The following is a 23945-nucleotide window of genomic DNA, read 5'->3' as shown; positions in this document are numbered from 1 at the left end:
CCCTGCCCCTGAGCCGCCTGTGACCGCTGATGTTCCTGCGGCCCCCGAGGAGCCCCGGCTCTCTGCGGTGGCTGCCCTTGTGAAACCGGGGGTACCTGGGACTGCTGAGACCCCTGGGATGCCTGGGCAGCCTCCGGCACCTGCGGCGCCTGGGGATTTCCAGGCAGCTGCTCTCCCGAAACCTCTGGCCTTTGTGAATGCTGGGGTTCCTGGGTCGCCTGCGGTTGCTCGGGCGCTTGGGGCGCCTGCCCCTGAGCCACCCGGGGCGTCTCGGGCGCCTGCGGCTCGTGGGATCCCTGGGACACCTGCCCCTGGGGCCCCTGGAATTGCGGGGATTCCTGCGGCTGCTCGGGCTCGACCCGGTCATGCGGCGACCGAGGCACCTGGGGAGCATGGGAATGCCGAGTCGACTGTTGCACGGACGGCTGGGGACCCTCAGACGGCTGCTCCTGCACAGCCTGGGACGTCTGGGGCACTTGAGGCCCATCCGGCTGCTGGTGTGGCTGTTGCTCGGGCGGCTGGGCGGGCTCGGGGGCGCCGGGCCGGTCGGCCTCCCGCGGCTCCTGGACCTGCTCCGCCTCCGAGCCCTCGGGCTCGGATCGGTCATGCGGCGGCTGGGCGGATGAGTGCACTTACAACCCCGTCGAGAAGCTCTCGCTGCGCGACGCGAGTCGGTCGCGCAGCTCCACGGCCTCGGTCAGGCCGAGTCCGACCACCCGGGTGTCGGCGGTGCTCGCCGCGGTGCGCACCCGGACCGTCGCGATCCCCAGCGCCTGCTCCAACAGGTCCGCCGTCACGTCCACGACCTGCATCCGGCCGTAGGGGACGACCAGGAGCTGGCGCACGAGCACCCCGTAGGTCAGGTACAGCTCCTCGGGGGCCTCGGCGTACCCCCACGTGCGCTGGAAGCGCCCGGCCAGCACCCCGCCGACCACGGCGACCGCCAGGGCCGCCACGACGACCGCCGTGGCCAGGACGGGATGTCCCCACAGGAACAGCAGGGTGCCGCCGCCCGCGCCCGCGATCAGGCTCGGCACGCCCAGTACCAGCCGTCGGTACCAGGCCAGCGAGGGCGACACCCGTTGCCAGGGCGTCCCCGCAGGAGCGGCGAACGCCGCATCCAGCGGTCGGTCCGGCGGGGGCGGCGAAGGAGTCGGATCACTGGTGTCCACGGAGCCAGTCAACCATCAGCCCGCAAGGACGGACATCCCTCACGCGCTCCCGCGCGGGTCGTCCGGATCGTCCTCGTCCTCGGGGACCCGGCACGCGTACTCCAGGTACAGCGCCGACGCCAGCAGCGCGGCCGACGCGACGCCCGTACCGAGCGCGGTGAAGAACACCTCGCGCGGCGAGGGCAGTTCGAGCGTGTCCGACACCGCGAACGCCATGCCCAGGAAGAAGCCCGCCGTCAACGAGGCGAACAGCGCGCTGGCCTTGGCCAGTGCGAGCAGCCTCGCCGCGCTCAGCGGCTCCATCGGCTCGGTGCCCGGCACCCTCTGGATGCGGCGGCGGGTCCGGCCCGCCGTGAACCCCTCCGCCAGCGCGAGCAGCAGCAGCGTCGGGATCCCCGACCACGGCAGCACCGGAAGGAACGGCAGCGAGTTCGTCAGCAGGACGCCCAGCAGGGCCCCGGCGGCGATCAGCACCGCCGGGACGCGCCACCCCGTGGGCCGGAGCCTGTGCTCGTCCTCGCCCGCCATCACGACACCTCGGAAAGCCGTAGGGCCAGGTCGTCCCGGCGGCGCAGGACCTGCTCCCCCGCCGTGTCGGCCGCCGCCACGGCCGCGAGGAGGTCCGCGACCGCCCCCCGGCCCGGGAGCACCGCTTCCGGGTCGGCGTCCAGCCACGGCCGCAGGACGAACGCCCGCAGGTGGGCGCGCGGATGCGGCAGGGTCAGCTCGGGGTCGTCGGAGCGCACGTCCCCGAACGCGATGACGTCCACGTCCAGCGTGCGCGGGCCCCACCGGACCTCCCGCACCCGGTCGAAGTCGCGTTCGGCCGCCTGGGCCCGCCGGAGCAGCTCCAGCGGGCCCTCGCCGGTGTCCACGACCAGGACCGCGTTGAGGTAGGCCCCCTGCTCGGGCCCGCCCACCGGCGCGGTCTCGTACACGGGCGACACCGCCACCGGGGACGGCTCCCCGGCGAGGAGCGTGTCGACCGCGCCCTGCAGCGTGGCCCTCCGGTCGCCCAGGTTCGACCCCAGGGCGAGCACCGCGCGCGTCACCACGGCGGCCTCGTCCCGCGCCTGACCGTGACCGCCACGTCCTCGAACTCGTGCTCGATGGGCGCCGACGGCTTGTGCACCGTCAGCTCCACACCCTCCACCAGGGACTCGGCCATGCACTCCGCGGCCAGGCGCTCCGCCAGCGTCTCGATGAGGTTCACCGGCTCGCCCGTGACGATCCGTACCAGGCGGTCGGCGAGCACGCCGTAGTGCACCGTGTCGCCGACGTCGTCGGAGGCCGCGGCCGGCGCGGTGTCCAGGTGGAGCACCGCGTCGACCACGAAGTCCTGGCCCTCGCGCCGTTCGAAGTCGAAGACGCCGTGGTGGCCGCGCGCACGGAGGCCGCGGAGCGTGATGCGGTCGCGCATCACTCCTCGTCCTCCCCATCGTCGTCCTCCATGAGCACCGGCGAGGCGTGGTGCGACCACAGCCGCCAGCCCACGTCGGTCGCGATGAACAGGTTGGTGGTGACCACCTGCCCGCCCGCCACGAACCCGGGGCTGCCGTCCTCGGCGGTCAGCACGTTCTCCTCGCACGTCACCATGGCGACGTCGCCGCCGACCCCGATGTGGGTCTCGGTGAGCACGTACTGGATGTAGGTGACGTTGGCCATGATCAGCGACCACGCGCGCATGATCTCGGTCCGCCCGCGCAGCAGGGGCCAGCCGGGGTTGACGCACACCAGGTCCGGCGCCTCGTGCTCCTCGGCCCAGACGCTGCGCATCAGGTCGATGTCGCCGTTCTCGATGGCGCTGTAGAACTGCGCGTTGGCCTCGGCCACGCGCTCCATGACCTCCTGGCGCGACTTCACAGGCCGCCCCGGTCCATGGGCCCGCCCCGGCCCCGGTCGAGTCGGGCACCGCCGTCGGACCAGGCCGAGGCCACGCGGACGGCGTCGGCGCTGGAGCGCACGTCGTGCACGCGCACGCACCAGGCGCCGCGGTCGGCGGCGAGGGTGGAGACCGCCGCCGTGGCGGCGTCGCACTCGGTGAAGGGGCGGTCGTGGTCCTTGGCGTCCCCCAGCAGCCGGCTCAGGAAGCGCTTGCGTGAACCGGCCACCAGTACGGGGCGCCCCAGTGTGTGGAAGCGTTCCAGCTGGTGGAGTATCGCCCAGTTGTGTGCCTGCTCAGGGCGTTTCGAGAATCCCAGTCCCGGGTCCAGGACGATCTGACCCGGGTCGACACCTGCACTGATCATGGCCTCCATACGATCGCGGAGCTCATCGAGGACCTCCTGGACGACATCCGTGTACACGGCACGGCTCTGCATGTCATGACTATGCCCGCGCCAGTGCATCAACACGTAGGCAACGCCGGAAGAGGCCACGAGTCGGGCCATGGCGGGGTCGGCCAGACCGCCGCTGACGTCGTTGACGAGGACCGCGCCCGCCCCGACGGCGCGCTCGGCGACCTCCGCGCGCATGGTGTCGACACTGACGTGGACGCCCCTGGCGGCGAGCTCGCGCACGACCGGTTCGACCCGGCGCAGCTCCTCGGCGGCGGACACCCGCTGTGCTCCGGGGCGCGTGGACTCGCCGCCGACGTCGACGATGTCCGCTCCCTCCTCCACCAGGCGCAGGCCGTGTTCGACCGCCCGGTCGGCGTCGAACCACGCGCCGCCGTCGGAGAAGGAGTCGGGGGTGACGTTGACGACCCCCATGACCAGGCACCGCCCGCGGTCGGGCAGGCCCGGAACTGTCTGTTTCGGCCCCATAAGGATCACCCTATTCGTTTGCGCGCTCGCGGGCTCGGAGTGCGGCCGGGCGATTGGCACGGCTCCGGACACACGGGACCCCCTGGGGAGGAGTGGTTCCTCCCAGGGGGTCGAGGCCGGGATCAGCGGCGGTCGAGGATGAGGCTCATCGCCTCGGCCCGGGTGCGGTCGCTGCCGCGGAAGATGCCGCGGACGGCGGACGTCACCGTCTTGGCGCCGGGCTTGCGGACGCCGCGCATGGTCATGCACAGGTGCTCGGCCTCCACCACGACGATGACACCGCGCGGCTGGAGGTGGTCCATGATGGCGTCGGCCACCTGGCCGGTGAGCCGCTCCTGCACCTGGGGCCGGCGCGCGTACACGTCGACCAGCCGGGCGAGCTTGCTCAGACCTGTGATGCGGCCGTCGGCAGCCGGGATGTAGCCCACGTGCGCGACTCCGTAGAACGGCACCAGGTGGTGCTCGCACGTGGAGTACAGCTCGATGTCCTTGACCAGGATCATCTCCTCGTGCCCGGCCTCGAAGACCGTGGTGAGCACGTCACCCGGCTTCTGGCCCAGCCCGGAGAACTGCTCCTCGTAGGCGCGGGCGACGCGCTCGGGCGTCTTGACCAGGCCGTCGCGCTCGGGGTCCTCCCCGATCGCGATGAGGATCTCGCGCACGGCGCGCTCGATGCGCTCCCGGTCGACGGGTCTGGGCTCCAGCCCCTCCGTGGCGGTCACGCGTCGTCCCCCTCGGCCTCTGCTCTGGTGGGCAGCTGTCCGTTGCCGCCCGGGGCCGCGGTGCCCTCGTACCCGGTGCCGTTGAACTCGCCCCCGCGCAGTTCGGCGGCCTCGGCGGTGGCTCCGCTGGTCTCCGGGATCTGGCCGTCGACCTCCGCGCCGTTGATCGCGGCCACCTCCTTCTTGGAGCGCACCGGGGGCCGCTCGGAGGGCAGCCGCTTGCCGTAGCCGGTGTAGGAGCCGCGCGAGGGCCGCTTGGTGACCGGGGCGAAGATCTCCAGGACCTCGGCCTTGCTCAGGGTCTCCTTCTCCAGCAGCGCCACGACCAGGTCGTCCAGGACGTCCCGGTACTCGACGAGGACGTCGTAGGCCTCGTCGTGCGCGGACTCGATGAGGCGGCGCACCTCCTCGTCGATGATGGAGGCGATCTCCTCGGAGTACTCGCGGGCGTGCGACATCTCGCGGCCCAGGAACGGCTCGGTGCTGCCGGAGCCGAACTTGCGGGCGCCCAGGCGCTCGCTCATGCCGTACTCGGTGACCATGTTGCGGGCCAGGCTGGTGGCCTTGTCGATGTCGTTGCCCGCACCGGTGGTGGGCTCGTGGAAGACGAGCTCCTCGGCGGCGCGACCGCCCAGCATCATGGCGAGCTGGTCCATCATCTGCGAGCGCGACGTCAGGAACTTGTCCTCGGTCGGCACCGACATGGTGTAGCCCAGGGCCCGGCCGCGCGGCAGGATGGTGATCTTGTGCACCGGGTCGGAGTTGGGCAGCGCGTGGCCCACCAGGGCGTGGCCGCCCTCGTGGTAGGCGATGACCTTCTTCTCGGTGTCCGACATCACCCGGGTCTTGCGCTCGGGTCCGGCCATGACGCGCTCGATCGCCTCTTCGAGGACCGCGTGCGTGATGACCTTGGCGCCCGCGCGGGCCGAGAGCAGGGCGCCCTCGTTGATGACGTTGGCCAGGTCGGCGCCGGTCATCCCGGCGGTCTGGCGGGCGATCACCCGGAAGTCGACGTCGTCGGCCATGGGCTTGCCCTTGGCGTGGACCTTGAGGATGTCGCTGCGCCCGTCCATGTCGGGACGGTCGACCACGACCTGCCGGTCGAAGCGGCCGGGACGCAGCAGGGCCGGGTCCAGGATGTCGGGCCGGTTGGTCGCGGCGATGAGGATGACGCCGCCCTTGACGTCGAAGCCGTCCATCTCGACCAGCATCTGGTTGAGCGTCTGCTCGCGCTCGTCGTGGCCGCCGCCCATCCCGGCGCCGCGGTGGCGGCCGACGGCGTCGATCTCGTCGATGAAGATGATCGCGGGGGCGTTGGCCTTGGCCTGCTCGAACAGGTCGCGCACACGCGAGGCGCCCACACCGACGAACATCTCGACGAAGTCCGAGCCGGAGATGGAGTAGAACGGCACCTCGGCCTCTCCGGCCACGGCGCGGGCCAGCAGGGTCTTACCGGTGCCGGGCGGGCCCATCAGGAGCACGCCCTTGGGGATCTTGGCGCCCATCTCCTGGAACTTGGCCGGGTTCTGCAGGAACTCCTTGATCTCGTGGAGTTCCTCGATGGCCTCGTCGGCCCCGGCCACGTCGGAGAACGTGTTCTTGGGCGTGTCCTTGGTGATGAGCTTGGCCTTGGACTTGCCGAAGTTCATCACGCGGGAGCCGCCGCCCTGCATCTGGCTGAAGATGAACCAGAAGATCGCGATGATGATGATCAGCGGGAGCAGGCTGAACAGCGCGGTGGTCCACACCGAGGTGGTGGCGACCGACACCTCGTAGGAGTCCAGGTTGCTGTCCGGGGTGTTCGCCGACTCCTGGAGCATCTCACCGAGCTCGGCGCCCTGGCCCTCGACCCAGTACGCCTCGAGGATCTCACCGTCGGTGGTCGTCAGCACGATGCGCTGGTCACGGTCGATGATCTCGGCGTTGTCCACCTCATCGTTCTCGATGAGCTGGTACACCTGCGAGATGTCGGCGTCTTCGGGCTGCGGGCCGCCACCCACGTCGAAGACGCGGAAGCCGATGATGAGCATGACGGCGACCGCCAGGATCAAAATCCACGGGCCGCGGAAAAAACGCTTCAGATTCATGTGAGCGGAACCCTGTCGGGTCCGTCCCTCCTGACCAGGCTGTCCGCCCCAGAGGACTTTCCGAAGCAGGACCTAACGGACACGTGCTCCCCGCGATGACGCCGGGATATTCGACGGTACACCTCCCCTACCGGGCGGACGCACCGCTCGGGACCGGGCACCGGAACCGTCATGATGGCAACGACGGCGACCCGCCCTGTTGTTCCCCGGGCACCTCCGGCGCGGAATCCTTCGACCCCTCCGAGGGGATCACCGCCGCTCGCGACCCCGACCGCGCACCCTGCCGGAGCCCCGTCGGCGCCCGGGTCGCGCGGGGCCGCGTTCGACCGCGGCCCCGACCGCCCCGCCCTAGCCCTCGTAGACGTGCGGGGCGAGGGTGCCGATGAAGGGCAGGTTGCGGTACTTCTCGGCGTAGTCGAGACCGTAGCCGACGATGAACTCGTTGGGCAGGTCGAAGCCGATGTACTTGACGTCGAGATCGACCTCGAAGGCCAGCGGCTTGCGGACCATCGTGCAGACCTCCACGGACCGGGGGCCGCGCGACTTGAGGTTGCCCACCAGCCAGGAGAGCGTCAGGCCGGAGTCGATGACGTCCTCGACGATCAGGACGTCGCGGTCCTTGATGTCGGTCTCCAGGTCCTTGAGGATGCGGACCACGCCGGAGGAGGTCGTCCCGGCCCCGTAGGAGGAGACGGCCATCCAGTCCATGGAGACGGGGCTGTGCAGCGCGCGGGCGAGGTCGGCCATCACCATGACGGCTCCCTTGAGCACCCCGACGATCAGCAGGTCCCGGTCGGCGTAGTCGGCGTCGATCCGGGCCCCCAGCTCGGCCAGGCGCGCCTTGATCTCGTCCTCGGTGACCAGGATCTTCTCAAGGTCCTGTCCCATGTCCTTAGCGTCCACGCTCAATGTCCTCGCTGCTGGGTTCCCCGTGTGCGGGACCCAGGATAAGCGGCACGAACAGGACCGGCGCCGCCCGGTCCCGCGGGTCGGGTCAGGGCTCGAAGCGCAGCCGCCGCGCGACCCTCCGGCAGCGCACGCCCCCGGGGAGGTCGATGTGGGACTGGCCACGCCAGTCGGTGACGAGTCTGTCGAGTTCGCGCACGTGGCGGGCGGTGAGCGCGCTCGCCGCGCATCCGGCGGCCAGGGCGGCGCGGCGCAGGACGCGCGTGCGCAGCGACGCGGGGGCCGCGGCCAGCGGGTCGACGCGCAGGGCCGGTCCCGTCCGGGGGGCCTCGGCCCCCGGTCCGGTGCCGGTGGTCGGCGCCGCGTCGGTCCTGGACTCGGTGAGTCCGGCCGCGGGCACAGCCTTCGGCACGGCCTCGGCCGCCCCGGCTCCGGTTCCGCCTCCGGGCGCAACCTCCCGCACGGTCTCGGTGGGTCCGACCGCGGGCGCTGCCTCCGCCACGGTCTCGGTGGGTCCGACCGCGGGCGCTGCCTCCGCCACGGCCTCGGTCGGTCCGTCTGCGGGCGCTGCCTCCGCCACGGCCTCGGCCAGGAGGTCGTCCGCGAGCCGGTCGAGCGTGTCGGCGTCCGCGCGCAGCAGCGCGGCCGTCCTGGCCAGGGCCTCGGCGATGCCGGGGCCGAGCGCCTTCTCCAGTGCGGGCAGGGCCTCGTGGCGTACCCGCGACCGGGCGAACCGGGGGTCGTGGTTGTGCGGGTCCTCCCAGGCGCGGAGGCCCATCTCGACGCAGGCCCGGCGGACCGTGGAGCGGTCGAGGCCGAGCAGGGGCCGCAGGTGGTGGCCGTTGCGGGGGGCCATCCCCGCCAGGGATCGGGCCCCGGACCCGCGGGCCAGGCCCAGCAGGACCGTCTCGGCCTGGTCGTCGAGGGTGTGGCCGAGCAGCACGACCGCCGGGGCGTGCGCCCGGACCGCCCCGTCCAGGGCGGCGTAGCGGGCGCGGCGGGCCGCCGCCTCCGGACCGCCGGGTCCGTCGACCTCGACCTCGCGCACCAGGACCGGGTCCAGGCCCAGACCGCGCAGCACACCGGCGACCTCGGCCGCGCGGGCGGCCGACCCCTCCTGGAGGCCGTGGTCGACCGTGACGCCGCCCGCCCTGCGGCCCGCGCGCGGGGCCTCGAAGGCCAGCGCGCCGGACAGGGCGAGGGAGTCCGCGCCGCCGCTGCACGCCGCCAGGACGGTGGTGTCCGCGGGCAGGTCGGCCAGCGCCCGCCGGACCGCCGAACGGACGGCGGCCACGGCGGGGTGCGGTCCGCTCACTCCGCGATGGCGGCGGGGCGCACGACCCGGTCGATCCAGGCGTTCGGGTCACGGATCTCGGTCAGCGTGGGCAGGGTCTCGGGCGAGGTCCACACCTTGTTGAACTCGGCCATGCCGACCTGGCCCACCACCGCGCGCACGAACGCGGCGCCCTCCTCGTACTGGCGCATCTTCAGGTCCATGCCGAGCAGCTGGCGCATGATGCGGTCGAGCGGGTTGAGGGTCTCGCGGCGCTTCTGGAAGCGGCTGCGGATCCGTTCCACGGTCGGGACCACCTCGGGTCCGACCGCGTCCATCACGTAGTCGCCGTGCCCCTCGGCCAGGCTCATGACCGCGGTGACGCGGTCCATGATCTCCTTCTGCTCCGGCGTCTGGAACGCGGTGAGGAGGTTGGAGTCCCGACCTCCGCGGACGGCGTCGGCGACGGCCTCGCCCGCCGCGCGCAGCCGGTCGATGAGCGCGGCCGCGTCCATCTCCGACGACAGCAGCAGCTCCTGCATCAGCTCCTGGACGTAGGCGCGCAGCCACGGCGTGGCCGTGAACTGCATGCGGTGGGTCTCCTCGTGCAGGCACACCCACAGTCGGAAGTCCCGCGAGTCGACGTCCATCTCGCGTTCGGTGTTGACGATGTTGGGCGCCACCAGCGTGAGGCGGCCGGTCGGCGCGACGCCGTCCGGGCCCGGCGGCAGGAAGAGTTCGTACTGGCCGAGGACCTTCCCCGCCAGGTAGGAGAGGACGGCGCCCAGCTGCACCCCGGTGATCCGCGAACCGACCGCGCTGGTCAGGTTCCCGGCGGGACTGCTGTTCAGCCGTTCGGCGGCCATCTGTTGCAGCACGGGTTCGAGCACGACCCGAAACCCGTCGACGTTGGCTCGAATCCACCCCGGGCGGTCCACGATGACCGCGGGCCCGGCGGGTTCGAGGGGGTTCATTCCGGTGAAGTCGCGCACGTGCCCGGCCGCCACGGTGGAAAGCTCGCGCAACTGCGCCACGGCCTGCCGCGCGTCGGACAGGTCCACCTGCGGCCCAGGGCGCACGAGGCGGACTCCGGTGTTGACGGCTACGTCCCAGTCGATCACAGTCACATCCGCCAGCCTACCCACGAGGAGCGCGGGGGCACGGGGATCAGGGTGGTAATTCCGGGTAGCCCCAGGGTCACCCCTGAGAGCGGCAACCGAACGGCACCCCCCGCGGGCGCCGGCGCCCGGTTGCCAGCGTCCTGCCCCATGAGTGCCACGAACGACGTGTACGTCGGCAACGCCGGACGGGACGCGCTTGCGGACCGGGGCCGGATCCTCGGCCACTTCCGGGAGGTCGGCGACGCCCGGCACAGCGACGCGGTCGGGGTCACGTGGGGCGTGACCCGCGGGGCGACGAGCGGGCCCGACGGGTGACCGGCGAGGAGCACACAGCCCTGCTGGTCCTGGTGAGCAGCCGGTTCCGGGTGGACCTCCCCGACCGGAGCGTGACCCTCGCCGAGCAGGGCGACTACGTGGTCTGGGGCAATGGCGTCGACCACAGCTGGCACGCCGAGGAGGAGTCCGTCGTGCTCACCGTGCGCTGGCCGTCCGTCCCGGGCTACCGGGTCGAGGGCTGAGGCCGCCGCTCAGGAGCAGCCGCAGCGGGTGAGGGCGGCCGCCAGGCTGTCGAGCTGATACCCCGACGCCGACGGGCTGTTGGCCATGAACGCGAAGACGAACATGGTGCCGTCCTGGTCGTGGACCGTGCCCGCGAGGGTGCTCACACCGTTGAGCGTGCCGGTCTTGCCCCGGACCAGCCCGGCGCCGTCGTGCGTGGCGGCGCCCTCGCCGTAGCGGTTGTGCGAGCTCAGCGTCCCGGTGGAGTTCGCGGTGGGCAGGCCGGTCAGTGCCGCGTTCAGCGCCGGGTGGCCCGGATCGGCGGAGAGCCGGACCAGTTCCACCAGGGCGCGCGGCGTGATCCGGTTCTCCGTGCTCAGCCCGCTGTTGTCGGTCAGGGTCACACCCTCCACGCCCAGCTCCGCCATCACCTGGTGGGTGGCGGCGGTGGCCCCCTCGAAGGTGTGCTCCCCGCCCATCGCGATCGCGGCGGTCCGGCCCATGGCCTCGGCCATGATGTTGTCGCTGGACAGCATCATGGACTCCACCATCCGGGACATCGGCGGCGATTCCACCGTGGCGATCGGCTCGCCCGGGGCGGTGGTTTCGGAGGGCTCGCCCTCGACCGTGACGCCCGCCTCCTCCAGCTGCTCGGCGAAGGCCCGGGCGGCGTGCAGCGACGGCTCTGTCGAGCGCGACCCGTAGCCGCTGGCGCCGGGGGCCACCCGGCCGGAGTCGATCATCAGCGCGGTGACGGGCGCGGCGTTGCCCTCGGGGATGTAGTTGGGCTTCCAGCCGGGCGGGGTCTCGGGCCCGGTGAAGAGCGAGTCGTCGTAGCCCAGGGAGACGGTGTCGACCCCCTCCGCGGCGAGGGCCTCCGCGGTCCCTTCGGCGAGATCGGCCAGGGTGGCCAGCGGCGGGTAGGCTCCGGATTCGGCCGTGGCCGTCAGGGTCGCGTCGCCCCCTCCTCGCAGCACCACCCGGTTCTCCGCCGCGTCGAAGTGGGCCCCGGTCGTCAGTACGTGGTCGGGGCCGACGGCGTCCAGTACGGCGACCGCCGTCGCGATCTTCGTGGTGGAGGCCGGGGTGACCGCGGTGTCCGGATCGAGCTCGAAGAGCGGCGTTCCGGAGGCGTCCGTCACGTAACCGGTGAGGCCGTCCTCCAGCCCGGCGGCCGACATGGGATCATCGAGGATGTCCGCGATCCGTTCCGGGTCCGCCGGAGTCGGGGCCGCGGGTTCCGCCGCTGCCACGCCCTCGGCGTTCGTGACGGGACGGGGCGCCGCGGGAAGAGGTCGAGCCTCGATGACGTCGAGGGAGACAAACCCTGCCAGCAGCACGAATATGTTGAGCAGGGCAAGCGCGAGGTAGACCTCGCCTCGTACCCGTCGCACGGCACCCGCCCTTCCTTCGGTGTCGCGGCCTGACGTTGTTGTTATACGGCGACATTAGTCGCATTGGGAGCCGAGATCAGCATGGAATTCGACGTTACGATCGAGATCCCCAAGGGGGAGCGCAACAAGTACGAGGTGGACCACGAGACCGGTCGCATCCGTCTCGACCGCATGCTGTTCACCTCAACGACCTACCCCGCCGACTACGGTTTCGTCGAGGGGACTCTCGGCGAGGACGGCGACCCCCTGGACGCTCTCGTCCTGCTGAAGGCTCCGACCTTCCCGGGCTGCCTGATCCGCGCCCGCGCCATCGGCATGTTCCGGATGCGCGACGAGGCGGGCGGCGACGACAAGCTGCTCTGCGTCCCGGCGACCGACCCGCGCCAGGAGCACCTGCGTGACATTCACCACGTGAACGAGTTCGAGCGCCTGGAGATCGAGCACTTCTTCACGGTCTACAAGGACCTGGAGCCGGGCAAGTCGGTCGAGGGCGCGAGCTGGGTCGGCCGCCACGAGGCAGAGCAGGAGATCGTCGCCTCGGTCAAGCGCGCCGAGGAGGCGGGTGCCCACGGCGACACCTCGCACATCACCTCGGGCGACTAGCCGGCACAGCGCCCCGGGCGACCAACTGGCACAGCGCCCCGGGCGGTAGGTGCCCGCGGTCTCGGCGACGGCCCGGCGGGGACTCGGCGGATTCCAGGAGTCGTTGCGACGACCACTGGCCCCGGACTCCCCGGCCGGGCCGTACTCATGGGCGGCTGGAGACGCCGCCGGGGAAGGGCTCGTGCGCGCTGTCCCTGGCCAGGACGTAGCCCGCGCAGGCGATCGCCAGCAGTGCGCAGATCAGCGCCAGGGCGACGGGCAGGAGCGAGGTCAGGCCGCGCGGACCGAGTCCGCCGCCCCGCGGCAGGGGGAAGCCGTCCCGGCCGAAGCGGTCGGCCCGCGCCGCGACGTGCGTGCGGTATCCGTCCAGCTCCGGACCGCACATCCCGTTGAGCACACGGGCCCGGACCAGGGAGGTCCGCTCGGGCATGCGCCACTCGCGCGGCTGCGGGCAGCGCGGTCCGTTCTCCCGGTGGCGATCGCACTCGGCCTCCGCCAGGGCGTGCAGCCACTCCCCCAGCCGGTCGGCGTCCCGCAGCCGCGACGCGTGCGCGCGGGCCACGATCAGCGTGTCCCTGAGCACCACGTGGGCCGCGTCGCGGTCGCGCAGCACCAGGAGGCAGCGCCGGAACAGTTCCTCTCCGTAGTCATCCAGGAGCTGCGCGTAGGCATCCGCGGGCGGGATCCGGCCGGAACGCAGGGCGTGGAGAAGATCCTGGTCCGTCATAGACCAAGAATCTACGCGGCGCGTGACACCGTGCTCCCCGGTTTGTCGAAAGACACGCCGTGCCCGGCGGAGCCCCGTTATTCGTCGCGCGGCGCGACCGTACGCTCCCGCAACCACAGCAGGACGAAGGTGAGCGAGGTCAGGCCGGCGACCAGGACGGCCGCGCCCGAACCGAGGAAGCCCAGGGCCATCACCGCGGCGGCCGCGACGACGAGCGCGCGCACCAGCACACGCGCCCACAGTCCCGGCGGATTCACCTGTGCCTTCCGGAGGCGGATGCCGTCACGGCCACTCCTGATCACTGCTGCTGGGGGGACGGTGCCCCTTCCGGCGGTGCTACCACGCCGGCCCGGGGCTCCACATGTCACCACCACGGCACGCCTCCCGCAACACGGTCGGCGGGGAGTGAGGGGAGCGACACGCACGATCGCGGGCGTTCGCTTGACTCCTCCCCGACTTTGCTGGTCAACTTGAGTACATGCACCCGTACACCCGCACCGCAGCCATGGCTCGCACGGCCCTCGGGGCCACCTGCCACCTGGCCCGTGCGGCGTGTCCGTGTTGTCGTCACTGAGTCGTTCCTGAGGCGCGTTCTCACGCCTCCGACCATTCGGGTGCCCGTACTCGGCATCCGCCTCGGGTGATGCGCCTCCGCTTCGGAGACCGCCACCCCTTCGGCCCCGGTCCACCGGGCCCCACAGACGACATCCGCGCGTCGATCGTACGCGCGCACGTGAAGGATCCTCTCACGATGCCCCAGCAGGCTGTCTCCGCGCCCGCCCTCCCGACCCGTCGCCCGCCGTCGCCCCAGGGCGCTGCGCGATCGGAAGGGGCTACCACCCTCAACCGAGAGCCTTCGGCTCCAGCCCACCCGACCCGTCGCCCACCATCGCCCCAGGGCGCTACGCGAACCGAGGGGGCTACCACCCTCAACCGAGAGCCTTCGGCTCCAGCCCACCCGACCCGTCGCCCGCCATCGCCCCAGGGCGCTGCGCGAACCGAGGGGGCTACCACCCTCAACCGAGAGCCTTCGGCTCCAGCCGCTCCGGCTCCCCGCGCGGCCGTGAGCCTCGACGGGATCGGCGACGTGGTGGACGCCGGACGCCGTTCCGGCTACGCCCACCTGCGCGAACTCCGGCTTCCGACGATCGGCCGCCTGGCGGCCGCGGCACGGGGCGCCGCCGACGCGCTGGCCCGCCCCACGCTGTGGCCCACCCGCCGCGGCCGCTGGCAGCCCGCGCCCCGCGCCGCCCGGCGGCTCGCCACCGGGCGCCTTCGGGTGACCGTGGTGGCGCTCGAACCCAACAGCTTCGTCCCCGAGCCCGCGCCGCGCCCGGGCCGGTCGCGCGGCCTGGAGGTCCTGCACCTGGTGGGCGGGCGCGCGCACCTGATCTCGTCGGGCACCGACGGCCAGATGCGCTCCGCGGCCGAGCTGACGCACGGCCGCACCCGGGTGGTGGGCGGCTCCGGCTCCGGCTCCGGCTCCGGCCACCACTACCTGGTCAACACCGGCGACGAGGTCGCCGTGGTGGTCCGGGTGAGCGCCTGAGCCGCGCGCCTCACTCATCGCCGCCCCGTTCGGACACCGCCCTGAGCTCGGCGTCGACGGCCTCGATGGAGCGCAGGACCGCGGCGGTGCGCTTCCCCTCGGCGAAGTAGGCGTGCATCACCTGGTCGAGGGCGTGCGCGGGCAGGTGGTCGCGAAGGTCCACCCTGGCCGTGCGGTACCCCTCCCGGGCGGCCTCCAGTGCGGCGGAGACGTACTGGCGGGCCAGCCGGGAGAGGGCGACGGGATGGCGGCGCAGCACGCCGTGCAGCCGGTAGTCGGCCGGCACGTGGTCGAACAGCCACACCAGGGCCGTCTGTTCGAAGGAGTCCGACCCGGGTGGGTGCACACTCGCGGGCCAGTCCGGCGTCAGCGACTGATCGGGCATGCCTCCAGCATACCCGCTGATCGAATATACGTTCGAACGGGACGCCGGCTAATCGGTCGCCTCACCCGGTCCGTTGCCGACCGAGGCGTCACCCTCCTCGGCGGCGCGCCGTTCCAGTTCCACTCTGATGGCCTGCTCCGCGGCGTCCACCGCCGCACGCGCGGTGATCGCGTTCGTGTGCGCCCGATCGAGCTCCTCAAGGAGGATGCAGTCGAAGGAGACGCGTGCGTCGTGGACCGCTGCTTCCAGTTGACGTGATGCCTCTTCCAGACTCATGTCCCCTCTCTTCCCCGGATATCCCCTTCCGCACACCCCTGTCACCTCGGCCGTTCGCGCACCGACTGTCACCACCGAGCTCTACGATGTTGCTCGATCACCGATCATCCCGTCGGAGAGGACCCCATGCGCAACCGCTACCCCGGGACCTGCACCACCTGCTCGGACTCCGTCGGCACCGGTGACGGGGTCGTCGTCAAGGAGGGCGGCCGATGGCGCACGTACTGCGCCGAGCACGAGCCGCGTCCCACCCCGCCCGCCCGCGGCGACCACCTGGGCTGGCACACCACCCCGCTGCTCGGGTTCGACTCCGAGACCTCCGACCGCGACCCGGCCACGGCCTTCCTCGTCTCGGCGGCCCTGGTGGACCGCGAGGGCAAGAGCCGCACGTGGCTGGTCGACCCCGGCCCCCGTGAGATCCCCGCGGACGCGGTCGCCATCCACGGCATCACCACGGAACGGGCGCGCGCCGAGGGCCGGCCGGCGACGGAGTGCCTGGACGAGATCGCCCAGGCCCTCGCCGAACAGCTCGGCGCCGGACAGGGGCTGGTGGTGTTCAACGCGCCCTACGACCTCGGTGTGCTCGCCGCCGAGCTCGCCCGGCACGGCCTGCCCTCGCTCACGGACCGCCTCGGCGGCGCCGTGGCGCCCGTGGTGGACCCGCTGGTGATCGACCGCGGGGTGGACCCCTACCGGCGCGGCAAGCGCAACCTGGGCGCCATGAGCGAGTTCTACGGCGTGGACCTGACCGACGCCCACACCGCGACCGCCGACGCCGTCGCCGCGCTCGCCGTGGCCGAGGAGATCGGCGCGCGCCACGCGGACGTCGCCGCGCTCGGTCTGGCGGAGCTCCACCAGCGCCAGGTCGAGTGGGCCCTGGGCTTCGCCCGGGGCCGCCAGGAGTGGCTGGACCGGACCAAGCCCGGCCACGGGACCGTGGTGGACGGCACCTGGCCCTAGGTCGTGTTTTTTGCGGCATTCCGGGCTCGCGGTCGCCAGGCTGCCTCTCGCCGCGCCTCTGCGCTCGTGCAGCACCACCAGGCTGAACTTCGCACATCGCCTTGCGAGAGATGGCCTGGCGACCGCTCGCTCACCCGAAAGCCAAAACACTCCCTCGGCACGTTCCGCGGACACCCGCCCCGCTGCGCTCGGCGCCCCAGCGGGCGCCCGGGGCCCGGGAACCCCCGCGCCCGCGCCGTGCCTTCCCGGGCCCGCTCCCCGTTTCGGCCCAGGCGGCCGGGGGTGCGCGGGGCCGGGTACGGGTAGGCCCCTACGTGGATCCGCTCACCCGTCCCAGGAGGCGACCATGGTCTATCTCATCCTGATCCTGCTGGCAGTCTGGCTGGCCCTGACGATCATCGGCCTCATCGTGAAGGGGCTGCTCTGGCTCGGCGTCATCGGTGCCATCCTGTTCCTGGCGACCGTGGTGTGGGGCTGGATCCAGAGCCGCCAGAGCGCCGTCTGACACCCGCCCCGGCCAGGGCGGGTGCCCACCGGGCACGCCCTGGTCAGGGCTCCAGGGCCGGGCCCGGGTCGGCGCTCCGTTCCAGGGCGCCCACGATCCGCCGGGCGCGCTCCTCGTCCGCCCCCGCCCGCTCCCGGACCACGCGCACCGCCTCCTCGATCCGCCCCAGAGCGACCAGGTTGGCCGCGCGGGCGCGCACCGACGAAGCCACGTCCTCGGGCTCCCGCCCCTCGCCATCCGGCCGGGGGGCGAAGACGTAGCCGCCCACGTGTTCCCGGTCCGCGGCGGACACCGCCGACGGGGGCCCGGAGTCCTCCCCCACCGCGTCGGGCCGCGACCCCAGGTACGCGATGACACGGCGCAGGGCGTAGGAACCGCCCCCGAGCACCAGCAGGCACCCCACCAGCGCGAGCAACATGAACAACAGGCTCATACCGCGCATCTACCCATGTCATGTCTCCGTCACCCAGTGCGACGTCCTCCGGCGGCAGGGGGCCGGAGTTCCCCGCGGCTCGGTTCGCGGCTGGAAAACCGCCTCCGCCGACCCCCGGGGCCGCCCGGCCCCGCCGGTTCCGGCCCGCGGGACGGCGCAGGTGCCGGCCTCCCGCACCCCGGACACGACTCGGGCCCGTCCGGAGGAACCGGACGGGCCCGAGTGGGTGGAGCCGCCTGTCGGAATCGAACCGACGACCTATTCATTACGAGTGAATCGCTCTGCCGACTGAGCTAAGGCGGCACCGCGCCGCGCGCGAACGCTGCGAAGCGGTCACCAGTCTAGCGCCTCCACCAGGGTGCCGCGTCCACCTTTTCCGGTGTGACGTCAGGCGCAGGCCATGCCGTCCTCGGGCACCGCGAGGTCGATGAGGTAGTCGTCCACCATCGCGTCCACGCACGCGTCGCCCATGCGGTAGCCGGTGTGGCCGTCGCCGTCCCGGGTGACCAGGAACCCGGACTCCAGCTGCTCGGCCAGCGCCTCCGACCACGCGTAGGGCGTCGCGGAGTCGCGGGTGGTCCCCACCACCATGATCGGATCGGCGCCGGCCGCGGTCAGCTCGCCGCCCTCGGCCACCGCGTCCTCCGGCCAGTAGGCGCACGGCAGCGAACCCCAGGCCAGCATCGGCCCGAAGACCGGCGACTCCTCGCCCGCCTCCTCGGCGGCCTCCGCGTACTCGCCGACGTCCCGCGGGCTGGGAGAGTCCGAGCAGTTCACCGCGATGAGCGCGGCGGTGGAGTTCTCGTACTCCTCGGTGTCGGTGCGCCCGTAGAGGTCGTCGCCGAGCAGGACGAGGCCCGTGCCGTCGCCGTCCTCCATCGCGGCTGTGAGAGCCTCGCGCACGCTCGGCCACCAGCTCTCCGTGTACAGCGCGGCGAGCACGCCCAGTTCGGCGCGGGCCCGGTTGACCTCGCGGTCGTCGGCGCTGTTGGCCAGCGGCCGCTCCGCGGCGCCCTCCAGGAAGTCGTCGAGCGCGGCCACGCCCTCGTCGACGCTGGTCCCCGGGCCGCCCAGCGGGCAGTCGGCGCGGTTCAGGCAGTCCGCGACGAAGGCCCGCAGCGCGGTCTCGAACCCGGTCGCCTGTTCCACGCCCATGTCCAGCGGGCTCTGGGCGGGGTCGACCGCTCCGTCCAGGACCAGGGCGCGCACCCGCTCGGGGAACTGGTCGGCGTACTGGGCCCCGATGTGGGTGCCGTAGGAGGAGCCCAGGTAGGTCAGCCGCTCGTCGCCGACCAGGGCGCGCAGCACGTCCATGTCGCGGGCGACGTCGGCGGTGCCCATGTGGCGCATGAGGTCGGGTGCGTTGTCCTCGCAGGCCTCGACGAACTCCTGGCTGCTCTCCACGAGCTCCGCCGCGTCGGCGATGTCGTCCGAGGCTCCGTCGGCGACCTCCACACCGAGGAAGTCATCGATCTCCTCCGCGTCGAAGCAGGTCAGCGGCGAGCTGCGGCCCACACCGCGCGGGTCGAAGCCGACCACGTCGAAGCGCTCCCGTACGTCCTCGCTGACCCCGTAGGCGGCGACGTCCACGCGGTCGTAGCCCGAGCCGCCGGGGCCGCCCGGATTGATGAGCAGGGAGCCGAGTCGGTCGTTCCCGGAGGCGGGCAGGCGCTTGACCGCGATCTCGATCCGCTCGCCGCCGAGGTCGCCGTAGTCCATGGGCACCTCGTAGACGGCGCACTCGACGTCGGAGCCGCCCTCCTCGCAGGCGCCCCAGGCGAACTCCTGGGAGGTGAACTCCGCGAGGGCGCCCGAGTCCTCGGTCGGCGCCGGCCCCTCGCCGCCGTCCCCGCCGGGCGTACAGCCGGAGGCCAGCAGTACCGCGCCCGCGATCCCGAGCGCCACCGCTCCACGTACCCTCGTCGCCACGCCTGTCCGCCTCTCGTCGCCGCCGACGGTGGTCGGCGTGTCCGTATCGGTGCCGCGCGCGCCCTGGACCGGGCACCCGCCCGGCGCCGGGCACACGGCGCGCCGGAGCGCGTCAGCCGGCCAGCAGTGCGGAGGTCATCGCCTCCATGGCGATCTGGGGGTGCACGTTGGCGCCGATGCGCGTCCGGCACTCCATGATGGCGTCGATCCGGCGGAGCGTGGACTCGGGTGTGCTGGAGCGGGCCACGCGCTCCAGGTCGCCGGAGCGCTCGACCGTGGACAGTTCCACCTGGGCGCCGAGCTGCAGCGCCAGGACGTCGCGGTAGAACGCCGCCAGGTCGAGCAGGGCGCGGTCGTAGGAGTCGCGTTTGATGCGCGTGGCACGGCGCTTCTGCCGCTCCTCCAGGTCCTTCATCGCGCCCGCCGACCCCCGGATCGCCTTCGCGACGCCCTTGCCGGTGGAGCCCTCGCCGAAGGCCGCCCGCATCTCGCCCCGCTCCCGCTCGTCGAGCGCGGCGGTGAGGGTCTTGGAGTCCTCCTCGGCGATCTCGTAGAGCCGGGCCGCGGCGACGACGCACGCGCCCGTGCCGTCCAGCCGCACCGGGATCGACAGCACCTCCTCCCGTCGGCGGCGGGCCTCGGGGTCGGTGGCGAGCTGCCGGGCGCGGTCGATGCGGCCCGCGGCGGCGCGCGCGGCCGACCGGGCGGTGTCGGGGTCCACGCCGTCCCGCTGGACGAGAGCGGAGACGAGTTCGGCGGTGGGCGGCGTGGCCAGGGTGACCATGCGGCAGCGCGAGCGGATGGTGATGAGCAGGTCGTCGGGGGTGGGCGTGCACAGCAGCCACACCGTGCGCGGCGAGGGCTCCTCCACGGCCTTGAGCAGGGCGTTGGAGGCGGCCTCGGTGGCCCGCTCGGCGTCCTCGAACAGGACGATCCGGAACCGCCCGCCGGACGGCTTCGAGCTGGCCTTCAGCACCAGGTCACGGGTGGCGGCCACGCCGTAGCTCAGTCCGCTGGGCCGGACGTAGAGGACGTCGGGGTGGGTGCCGGTGAGCACCTGGTGGCAGGAGCCGCAGTGGCCGCATCCGCCGTCGGGGCACTGGAGCGCGGCGGCGAAGGCGCGCGCGGCCTCGGAGCGGCCCGACCCGGGCGGCCCGGTGAACAGCCAGGCGTGCGTCATGCCCGTGCCCGGTCCGCCGGCGACCAGGTCACCCGCTCCGGCCACGGCCCGTTCGAGCCGGCCGACCGCGGCCCGCTGACCGATCAGGTCGTCGAAGACCGTCACGTCCGCCCCCCACCTGTTGTCCACCATCGCCCCGGGAGTCCGCCGGGCGAAGAGTACGGGGCCAGCGCCCTCGGCCGAGAGCCTGCGGCCCGCGCCCTGCCTTCGGCCCGCGCGGAGGTCCGCTCCCAGGATAGGAGTCGCCGACGACGGGATGGGCGCCCTCCGGCCTCCCGGCGCGGGTCTCCGTGCCCCCGCCGTCCCGGCGACGTACGGTACTGCCATCCACGAGGCACCGAGGAGCGTCCATGAGCATGACCAGGGCCCATATCTCCGTCTCCCTGGACGGGTACGCGGCCGGGCCGGACCAGAGCGCCGAGCGGCCGCTGGGGGCGGGCGGCGAACGCCTGCACGACTGGGTGGTCGAACTCGCGGCCTGGCGTGAGCGGCACGGGATGGAGGGCGGCGAGGTGAACGCCTCCACGCCCGTGGTCACCGAGGTCCAGTCCGACGTCGGCGCCGTGGTGATGGGCCGGAACATGTTCGGGGGCGGTCCGGGGCCGTGGGACGAGGAGGCTCCGTGGCGCGGCTGGTGGGGCGAGGAACCGCCCTTCCGCGCCCCGGTGTTCGTCGTGACCCACCACCCCAGGGAGCCCCTGGAGATGGCGGGCGGAACGACCTTCCACTTCGTGACGGAGGGCCCCGCCGCAGCGGTCGAGCGCGCCCGGCGGGCGGCCGGCGACCTGGACGTCCTGGTCGCCGGAGGCGCCGCCACCATGCGGAACTGCCTGGTCGCCGGGCTGGTGCACCGGTTGGACCTCGCCCTGGTCCCGCTACTCCTGGGCTCCGGCACGCGGCTGTTCGACGGCGTCACCGGTCCCGCGTTCGAGCAGGAGCGCGTGGTGTCCGCCCCCGGGGTCACCCACCTGCGCTACCGCGTCCGCTCCTGACCGGCGGCGGCCGCCGCCGTCAGTCGTTCTTGATGACCGGGATCATCCCGGTGACGGCCTCGGAGCTGGAGTCGACCGGGTCGGGCAGCAGGGAGCGCACCCGGCGCCGGATCTCCTTGGAGATACGGTCCTGCGGCTCGGACGCGTCCACGACCAGGTAGCGCTCCGGGGCCTGCTTGGCGAGCGCCAGGAACCCCTTGCGGACGCGGTCGTGGAACTCCAGCGACTCCGACTCGATGCGGTCGGCCGGTCCGCCCAGCCGGGACAGCCCGGCCTCGGGGCTCACGTCCAGCAGGACGGTCAGGTCCGGGACGAGGTCCTGGGTGGCCCAGTCGCTGATCCCGCGGATCTCGTCGGGCGCGAGGTCGCGTCCCGCGCCCTGGTAGGCCAGGAGCGAGTCGACGTACCGGTCGCTGATCACCACGGCGCCGCGCCGGAGCGCGGGCAGGATCTCCTGCTCGACGTGGTCGGCCTTGTCGGCCGCGTACAGCAGCACCTCGGCGCGCGGGGTGATGTGCGAGTTCTCCCGGTCCAGCAGCAGTCCGCGCAGGCGCATGCCGAGCTTGGTCGCACCCGGCTGGCGGGTGCCGACCACCTCGAATCCCTGCTCGCGCAGCCACACGGTGAGCTCGCGGACCTGGGTGGACTTGCCCGCGCCCTCGCCGCCCTCCAGGACGATGAAGGCCCCGGAGTGCCCGGGCTCCTCCTCGTCCTCGTCCTCGGTGAGGTCCACACCGCGCAGGGCGGCGACCAGTTCGGGCACCAGTCCCGGACCGGCCTCGGGGTCGTCGCGGTTGACCTGGCGGTAGCTGATCCACGCCACGACGACGGCGACGAGGCCGACCGCCATCAGGACGACCCCGCTGCCGCGCAGGTCGTAGGTGAGGGGGCCCAGGGGCAGGGTGTAGTCGCCGATGAGTCCGGCGGCCAGCGCGGCGAACGCGGCGGCGGCCACCAGGACGACGCGGGCGCAGCCGTGCAGGAACGCCAGGGCCCGGTCGCGGTCCCCGTCCTCGGCGTCCTCGGCCTGCTCGGCGAGCAGGACCGTGCCGAGTCCCCAGGCGATACCCGCGCCCACGCCCAGCAGGGTCGTGAGGACGGCGGTGAGCACCATGTCGGCGACGGCGCCGGCGAAGAGCAGGGCCAGCCCGGCCACGGCCGCGCTCACGCCGAACAGGCGTCGGCGGCTGAACTTCTTGAGGATCCGGGGACCGGCGAGCATCCCCAGGGCCATCCCGGCGAACACCGCGGCGAACACGACGCCGAAGCCGGCGTTGCCCGCGCCCAGGCCCTCGACGTGCAGGCGGCCGACACCGACGACGGTGCCGCCCGCGGCCAGGGCGCCGAGCATGCCCAGCACGAGGCCGCGCCCGAGCGGCGAGGTCCCGGCGGCGCGCCGGCCGGTCCACACCGACCTCAGGAGGTCGGCGTCCCGGGTGCCGGTCCGGCCGCCCCCGGCGGACTTGTGCTTGGGGATCGGCAGTCCCGCGACCACGATCGCGGCGACGAGGAACATCAGGCCGTTGAGGTAGAGCGCGACGTCCGCCTCGGGGCTGGCCAGGGACGGCGCCAGCGCGCCGAGCAGGTTGCCGACCGAGGCCAGCGCGGCGAAGAGCAGCGCGGCGACGGGGGCGGTGCCGTAGCCGACCAGCAGGCACAGCCGTCCGGCCTGCCGCTGGAGCCCGCGGGGCACCAGCGCCGGGACGGCGGCGTCCTTGGCGGGCGTCCAGAAGAGTTCGACGACCTCCGCGAGGAAGGCCGCGATGAGCAGCCACTCCAGGGAGAAGCCAGGGAAGAAGAGGCCGACCAGGGGGATGGAGACGTACAGCAGGGCGCGCAGGACGTCGCCCGCGACCATCGTCCACCGCCGGTCGAGCCGGTCGGCGAGCGCCGCGACCAGCGGGCTCAGCACGATCGACGGCGCGAGCTTGATCAGCACGACGCCGCTGACCGCCAGGTACTGGACCAGGGTGGAGGCGTCGGCGGTGAAGATCGCCGCCAGGGACATCAGTGCCAGAAGGCTCAGCCAGTCACCGAGGCTGGACAGGGTCAGCGAGATCCACAGCCTTCTGAAGGGTGTGATCGCGAGGACGTTGCGCGCCTCGTCCGGCGCTCCCAGGGGTGCAGATCTGCTCATAGCGCTCAAGATTATCGATGTGGGGGATAGGGATGGACGGGCTCACGGCCCACCGCAGGATTCGAGAGGGGTGAACCGGGGCCACACACGTATCCACGCCCCCAGCTCTCACACACACAGTAGTACGGAAGTACCCCCTCGGAACAGGCCCCGCCCACCATGGCGGGCACCCCGACCCGAAGCGTCCCCGCTCACCGTGACCACAGGGGGGTTGATCGGGCCAAAGCGAGGAACGAGCGGAGGCCCAAGGAAAGCACGGGTGAGGGGCGCGCCGGTGCCTGCAGGAGGAGTCTCTGCCGCCAGCGAGCTTGCGAGCCAGGCAGTAGCGACG

At 72.8% G+C, this 23945-nt stretch carries 28 protein-coding genes and 1 tRNA gene; 8 read left to right on the top strand and 21 right to left on the bottom strand.

Translation table 11 applies throughout. The annotated features are described in order from the left end of the window. Positions 1 to 398: 398 nt before the first annotated feature. The gene (locus ADL05_RS30505) at positions 399 to 626 is read left to right on the top strand and encodes a hypothetical protein (RefSeq protein ID WP_156365815.1); all 228 of its coding nucleotides are present in this window, start codon (positions 399 to 401) and stop codon (positions 624 to 626) included. Between the two features lie 6 nt (positions 627 to 632). Here the strand turns inward: ADL05_RS30505 and ADL05_RS11845 are convergent, their stop codons facing one another. From ADL05_RS11845 to ADL05_RS11795, 11 genes are all read right to left on the bottom strand, one after another. Beyond that, the gene (locus ADL05_RS11845) at positions 633 to 1079 is read right to left on the bottom strand and encodes a PH domain-containing protein (RefSeq protein WP_053616971.1); all 447 of its coding nucleotides are present in this window, start codon (positions 1077 to 1079) and stop codon (positions 633 to 635) included. 132 nt (positions 1080 to 1211) lie between these two features. Continuing rightward, positions 1212 to 1700: a DUF3180 domain-containing protein gene (locus ADL05_RS11840; protein WP_053616970.1), complete on the bottom strand. Its 489-nt coding sequence runs from the start codon at positions 1698 to 1700 to the stop codon at positions 1212 to 1214. Beyond that, entirely contained in the window at positions 1700 to 2224 is a 525-nt protein-coding gene (gene folK, locus ADL05_RS11835) for a 2-amino-4-hydroxy-6-hydroxymethyldihydropteridine diphosphokinase (protein ID WP_053617051.1), read from the bottom strand. Before folK ends, ADL05_RS11840 begins: the two co-directional genes overlap by 1 nt. Beyond that, positions 2221 to 2592, bottom strand: a complete 372-nt coding sequence (folB, locus tag ADL05_RS11830; RefSeq protein ID WP_053616969.1) for a dihydroneopterin aldolase — start codon at positions 2590 to 2592, stop codon at positions 2221 to 2223. The genes folK and folB overlap by 4 nt, the downstream gene beginning before the upstream one ends. Beyond that, a complete protein-coding gene (locus ADL05_RS11825; protein ID WP_053616968.1) occupies positions 2592 to 3035 on the bottom strand; it encodes a nuclear transport factor 2 family protein in 444 nt (147 codons plus the stop codon). The genes folB and ADL05_RS11825 overlap by 1 nt, the downstream gene beginning before the upstream one ends. Beyond that, positions 3032 to 3937 (bottom strand): dihydropteroate synthase, encoded by a 906-nt coding sequence (gene folP, locus ADL05_RS11820; protein ID WP_197285770.1) that lies wholly within the window; start codon positions 3935 to 3937, stop codon positions 3032 to 3034. Before folP ends, ADL05_RS11825 begins: the two co-directional genes overlap by 4 nt. 122 nt (positions 3938 to 4059) lie before the next feature. After that, entirely contained in the window at positions 4060 to 4659 is a 600-nt protein-coding gene (gene folE, locus ADL05_RS11815; RefSeq protein WP_053616967.1) for a GTP cyclohydrolase I FolE, read from the bottom strand. After that, complete coding sequence (ftsH, locus tag ADL05_RS11810; protein WP_053616966.1) at positions 4656 to 6746, bottom strand: ATP-dependent zinc metalloprotease FtsH; 2091 nt, start codon at positions 6744 to 6746, stop codon at positions 4656 to 4658. Before ftsH ends, folE begins: the two co-directional genes overlap by 4 nt. A gap of 348 nt (positions 6747 to 7094) precedes the next feature. Then, positions 7095 to 7634 carry a hypoxanthine phosphoribosyltransferase gene (hpt, locus tag ADL05_RS11805; protein WP_053616965.1) on the bottom strand — a complete coding sequence of 180 codons (540 nt, stop codon included), beginning with the start codon at positions 7632 to 7634 and terminating at the stop codon, positions 7095 to 7097. 106 nt (positions 7635 to 7740) lie between these two features. Beyond that, positions 7741 to 8967, bottom strand: a complete 1227-nt coding sequence (gene tilS, locus ADL05_RS11800; RefSeq protein WP_053616964.1) for a tRNA lysidine(34) synthetase TilS — start codon at positions 8965 to 8967, stop codon at positions 7741 to 7743. Next, the gene (locus ADL05_RS11795; protein ID WP_053616963.1) at positions 8964 to 10046 is read right to left on the bottom strand and encodes a zinc-dependent metalloprotease; all 1083 of its coding nucleotides are present in this window, start codon (positions 10044 to 10046) and stop codon (positions 8964 to 8966) included. Before ADL05_RS11795 ends, tilS begins: the two co-directional genes overlap by 4 nt. Positions 10047 to 10193: 147 nt before the next feature. Between ADL05_RS11795 and ADL05_RS31740 the strand changes: the two genes are divergently transcribed. Both ADL05_RS31740 and ADL05_RS11790 read left to right on the top strand, forming a co-directional pair. Beyond that, positions 10194 to 10361 (top strand): hypothetical protein, encoded by a 168-nt coding sequence (locus ADL05_RS31740; RefSeq protein ID WP_231640710.1) that lies wholly within the window; start codon positions 10194 to 10196, stop codon positions 10359 to 10361. Continuing rightward, positions 10319 to 10564: a hypothetical protein gene (locus ADL05_RS11790; protein WP_231640709.1), complete on the top strand. Its 246-nt coding sequence runs from the start codon at positions 10319 to 10321 to the stop codon at positions 10562 to 10564. The genes ADL05_RS31740 and ADL05_RS11790 overlap by 43 nt, the downstream gene beginning before the upstream one ends. 9 nt (positions 10565 to 10573) lie before the next feature. On the opposite strand, the gene dacB is transcribed toward ADL05_RS11790, so the two are convergent. Next, the gene (gene dacB, locus ADL05_RS11785; RefSeq protein ID WP_053616962.1) at positions 10574 to 11938 is read right to left on the bottom strand and encodes a D-alanyl-D-alanine carboxypeptidase/D-alanyl-D-alanine-endopeptidase; all 1365 of its coding nucleotides are present in this window, start codon (positions 11936 to 11938) and stop codon (positions 10574 to 10576) included. Between the two features lie 81 nt (positions 11939 to 12019). Here dacB and ADL05_RS11780 point away from each other — a divergent pair, with 81 nt between their 5' ends. Continuing rightward, complete coding sequence (locus tag ADL05_RS11780; protein WP_197285768.1) at positions 12020 to 12541, top strand: inorganic diphosphatase; 522 nt, start codon at positions 12020 to 12022, stop codon at positions 12539 to 12541. A 145-nt stretch (positions 12542 to 12686) separates the two neighbouring features. Here ADL05_RS11780 and ADL05_RS11775 read toward each other — a convergent pair whose 3' ends face one another. Further along, on the bottom strand, positions 12687 to 13268 hold the full coding sequence (locus ADL05_RS11775) for an RNA polymerase sigma factor (protein WP_053616960.1): 582 nt from the start codon (positions 13266 to 13268) through the stop codon (positions 12687 to 12689). A gap of 77 nt (positions 13269 to 13345) precedes the next feature. Continuing rightward, positions 13346 to 13525 carry a hypothetical protein gene (locus ADL05_RS11770; protein WP_053616959.1) on the bottom strand — a complete coding sequence of 60 codons (180 nt, stop codon included), beginning with the start codon at positions 13523 to 13525 and terminating at the stop codon, positions 13346 to 13348. A gap of 806 nt (positions 13526 to 14331) precedes the next feature. Here ADL05_RS11770 and ADL05_RS11765 point away from each other — a divergent pair. Beyond that, entirely contained in the window at positions 14332 to 14817 is a 486-nt protein-coding gene (locus ADL05_RS11765; RefSeq protein WP_053616958.1) for a hypothetical protein, read from the top strand. A gap of 10 nt (positions 14818 to 14827) precedes the next feature. Here ADL05_RS11765 and ADL05_RS11760 read toward each other — a convergent pair whose 3' ends face one another. Both ADL05_RS11760 and ADL05_RS11755 read right to left on the bottom strand, forming a co-directional pair. Continuing rightward, entirely contained in the window at positions 14828 to 15202 is a 375-nt protein-coding gene (locus tag ADL05_RS11760) for a hypothetical protein (protein WP_053616957.1), read from the bottom strand. A 48-nt stretch (positions 15203 to 15250) separates the two neighbouring features. Continuing rightward, positions 15251 to 15478, bottom strand: coding sequence for a hypothetical protein (locus ADL05_RS11755; protein ID WP_053616956.1), 228 nt, complete (start codon positions 15476 to 15478; stop codon positions 15251 to 15253). Between the two features lie 126 nt (positions 15479 to 15604). On the opposite strand from ADL05_RS11755, the gene ADL05_RS11750 reads away from it, so the two are divergent. Continuing rightward, complete coding sequence (locus tag ADL05_RS11750) at positions 15605 to 16438, top strand: exonuclease domain-containing protein (RefSeq protein ID WP_053616955.1); 834 nt, start codon at positions 15605 to 15607, stop codon at positions 16436 to 16438. Positions 16439 to 16784: 346 nt separating this feature from the next. Next, positions 16785 to 16943 carry a hypothetical protein gene (locus ADL05_RS31105; protein WP_197285767.1) on the top strand — a complete coding sequence of 53 codons (159 nt, stop codon included), beginning with the start codon at positions 16785 to 16787 and terminating at the stop codon, positions 16941 to 16943. 43 nt (positions 16944 to 16986) lie between these two features. Here ADL05_RS31105 and ADL05_RS11745 read toward each other — a convergent pair whose 3' ends face one another. From ADL05_RS11745 to ADL05_RS11730, 4 genes are all read right to left on the bottom strand, one after another. After that, positions 16987 to 17376, bottom strand: a complete 390-nt coding sequence (locus ADL05_RS11745; RefSeq protein ID WP_053616954.1) for a hypothetical protein — start codon at positions 17374 to 17376, stop codon at positions 16987 to 16989. A 227-nt stretch (positions 17377 to 17603) separates the two neighbouring features. Beyond that, positions 17604 to 17679, bottom strand: a tRNA-Thr gene (locus ADL05_RS11740). 84 nt (positions 17680 to 17763) lie between these two features. After that, positions 17764 to 19305 (bottom strand): alpha/beta hydrolase, encoded by a 1542-nt coding sequence (locus tag ADL05_RS11735; protein ID WP_053616953.1) that lies wholly within the window; start codon positions 19303 to 19305, stop codon positions 17764 to 17766. Positions 19306 to 19417: 112 nt separating this feature from the next. After that, positions 19418 to 20590: a DNA polymerase III subunit delta' gene (locus tag ADL05_RS11730; RefSeq protein ID WP_053617049.1), complete on the bottom strand. Its 1173-nt coding sequence runs from the start codon at positions 20588 to 20590 to the stop codon at positions 19418 to 19420. A gap of 245 nt (positions 20591 to 20835) precedes the next feature. Here ADL05_RS11730 and ADL05_RS11725 point away from each other — a divergent pair, with 245 nt between their 5' ends. Continuing rightward, on the top strand, positions 20836 to 21477 hold the full coding sequence (locus ADL05_RS11725; RefSeq protein ID WP_053616952.1) for a dihydrofolate reductase family protein: 642 nt from the start codon (positions 20836 to 20838) through the stop codon (positions 21475 to 21477). A gap of 19 nt (positions 21478 to 21496) precedes the next feature. Here the strand turns inward: ADL05_RS11725 and tmk are convergent, their stop codons facing one another. After that, the gene (gene tmk / locus ADL05_RS11720) at positions 21497 to 23614 is read right to left on the bottom strand and encodes a dTMP kinase (RefSeq protein ID WP_053616951.1); all 2118 of its coding nucleotides are present in this window, start codon (positions 23612 to 23614) and stop codon (positions 21497 to 21499) included. Positions 23615 to 23945 lie beyond the last annotated feature (331 nt).

Origin of the sequence: Nocardiopsis sp. NRRL B-16309 (assembly GCF_001279585.1) — a bacterium.
Classification (GTDB): Bacteria; Actinomycetota; Actinomycetes; order Streptosporangiales; family Streptosporangiaceae; genus Nocardiopsis.
The sequence above is the reverse complement of the archived record's forward strand: the minus strand, read 5'-3'. Positions and strand labels throughout refer to the sequence as shown.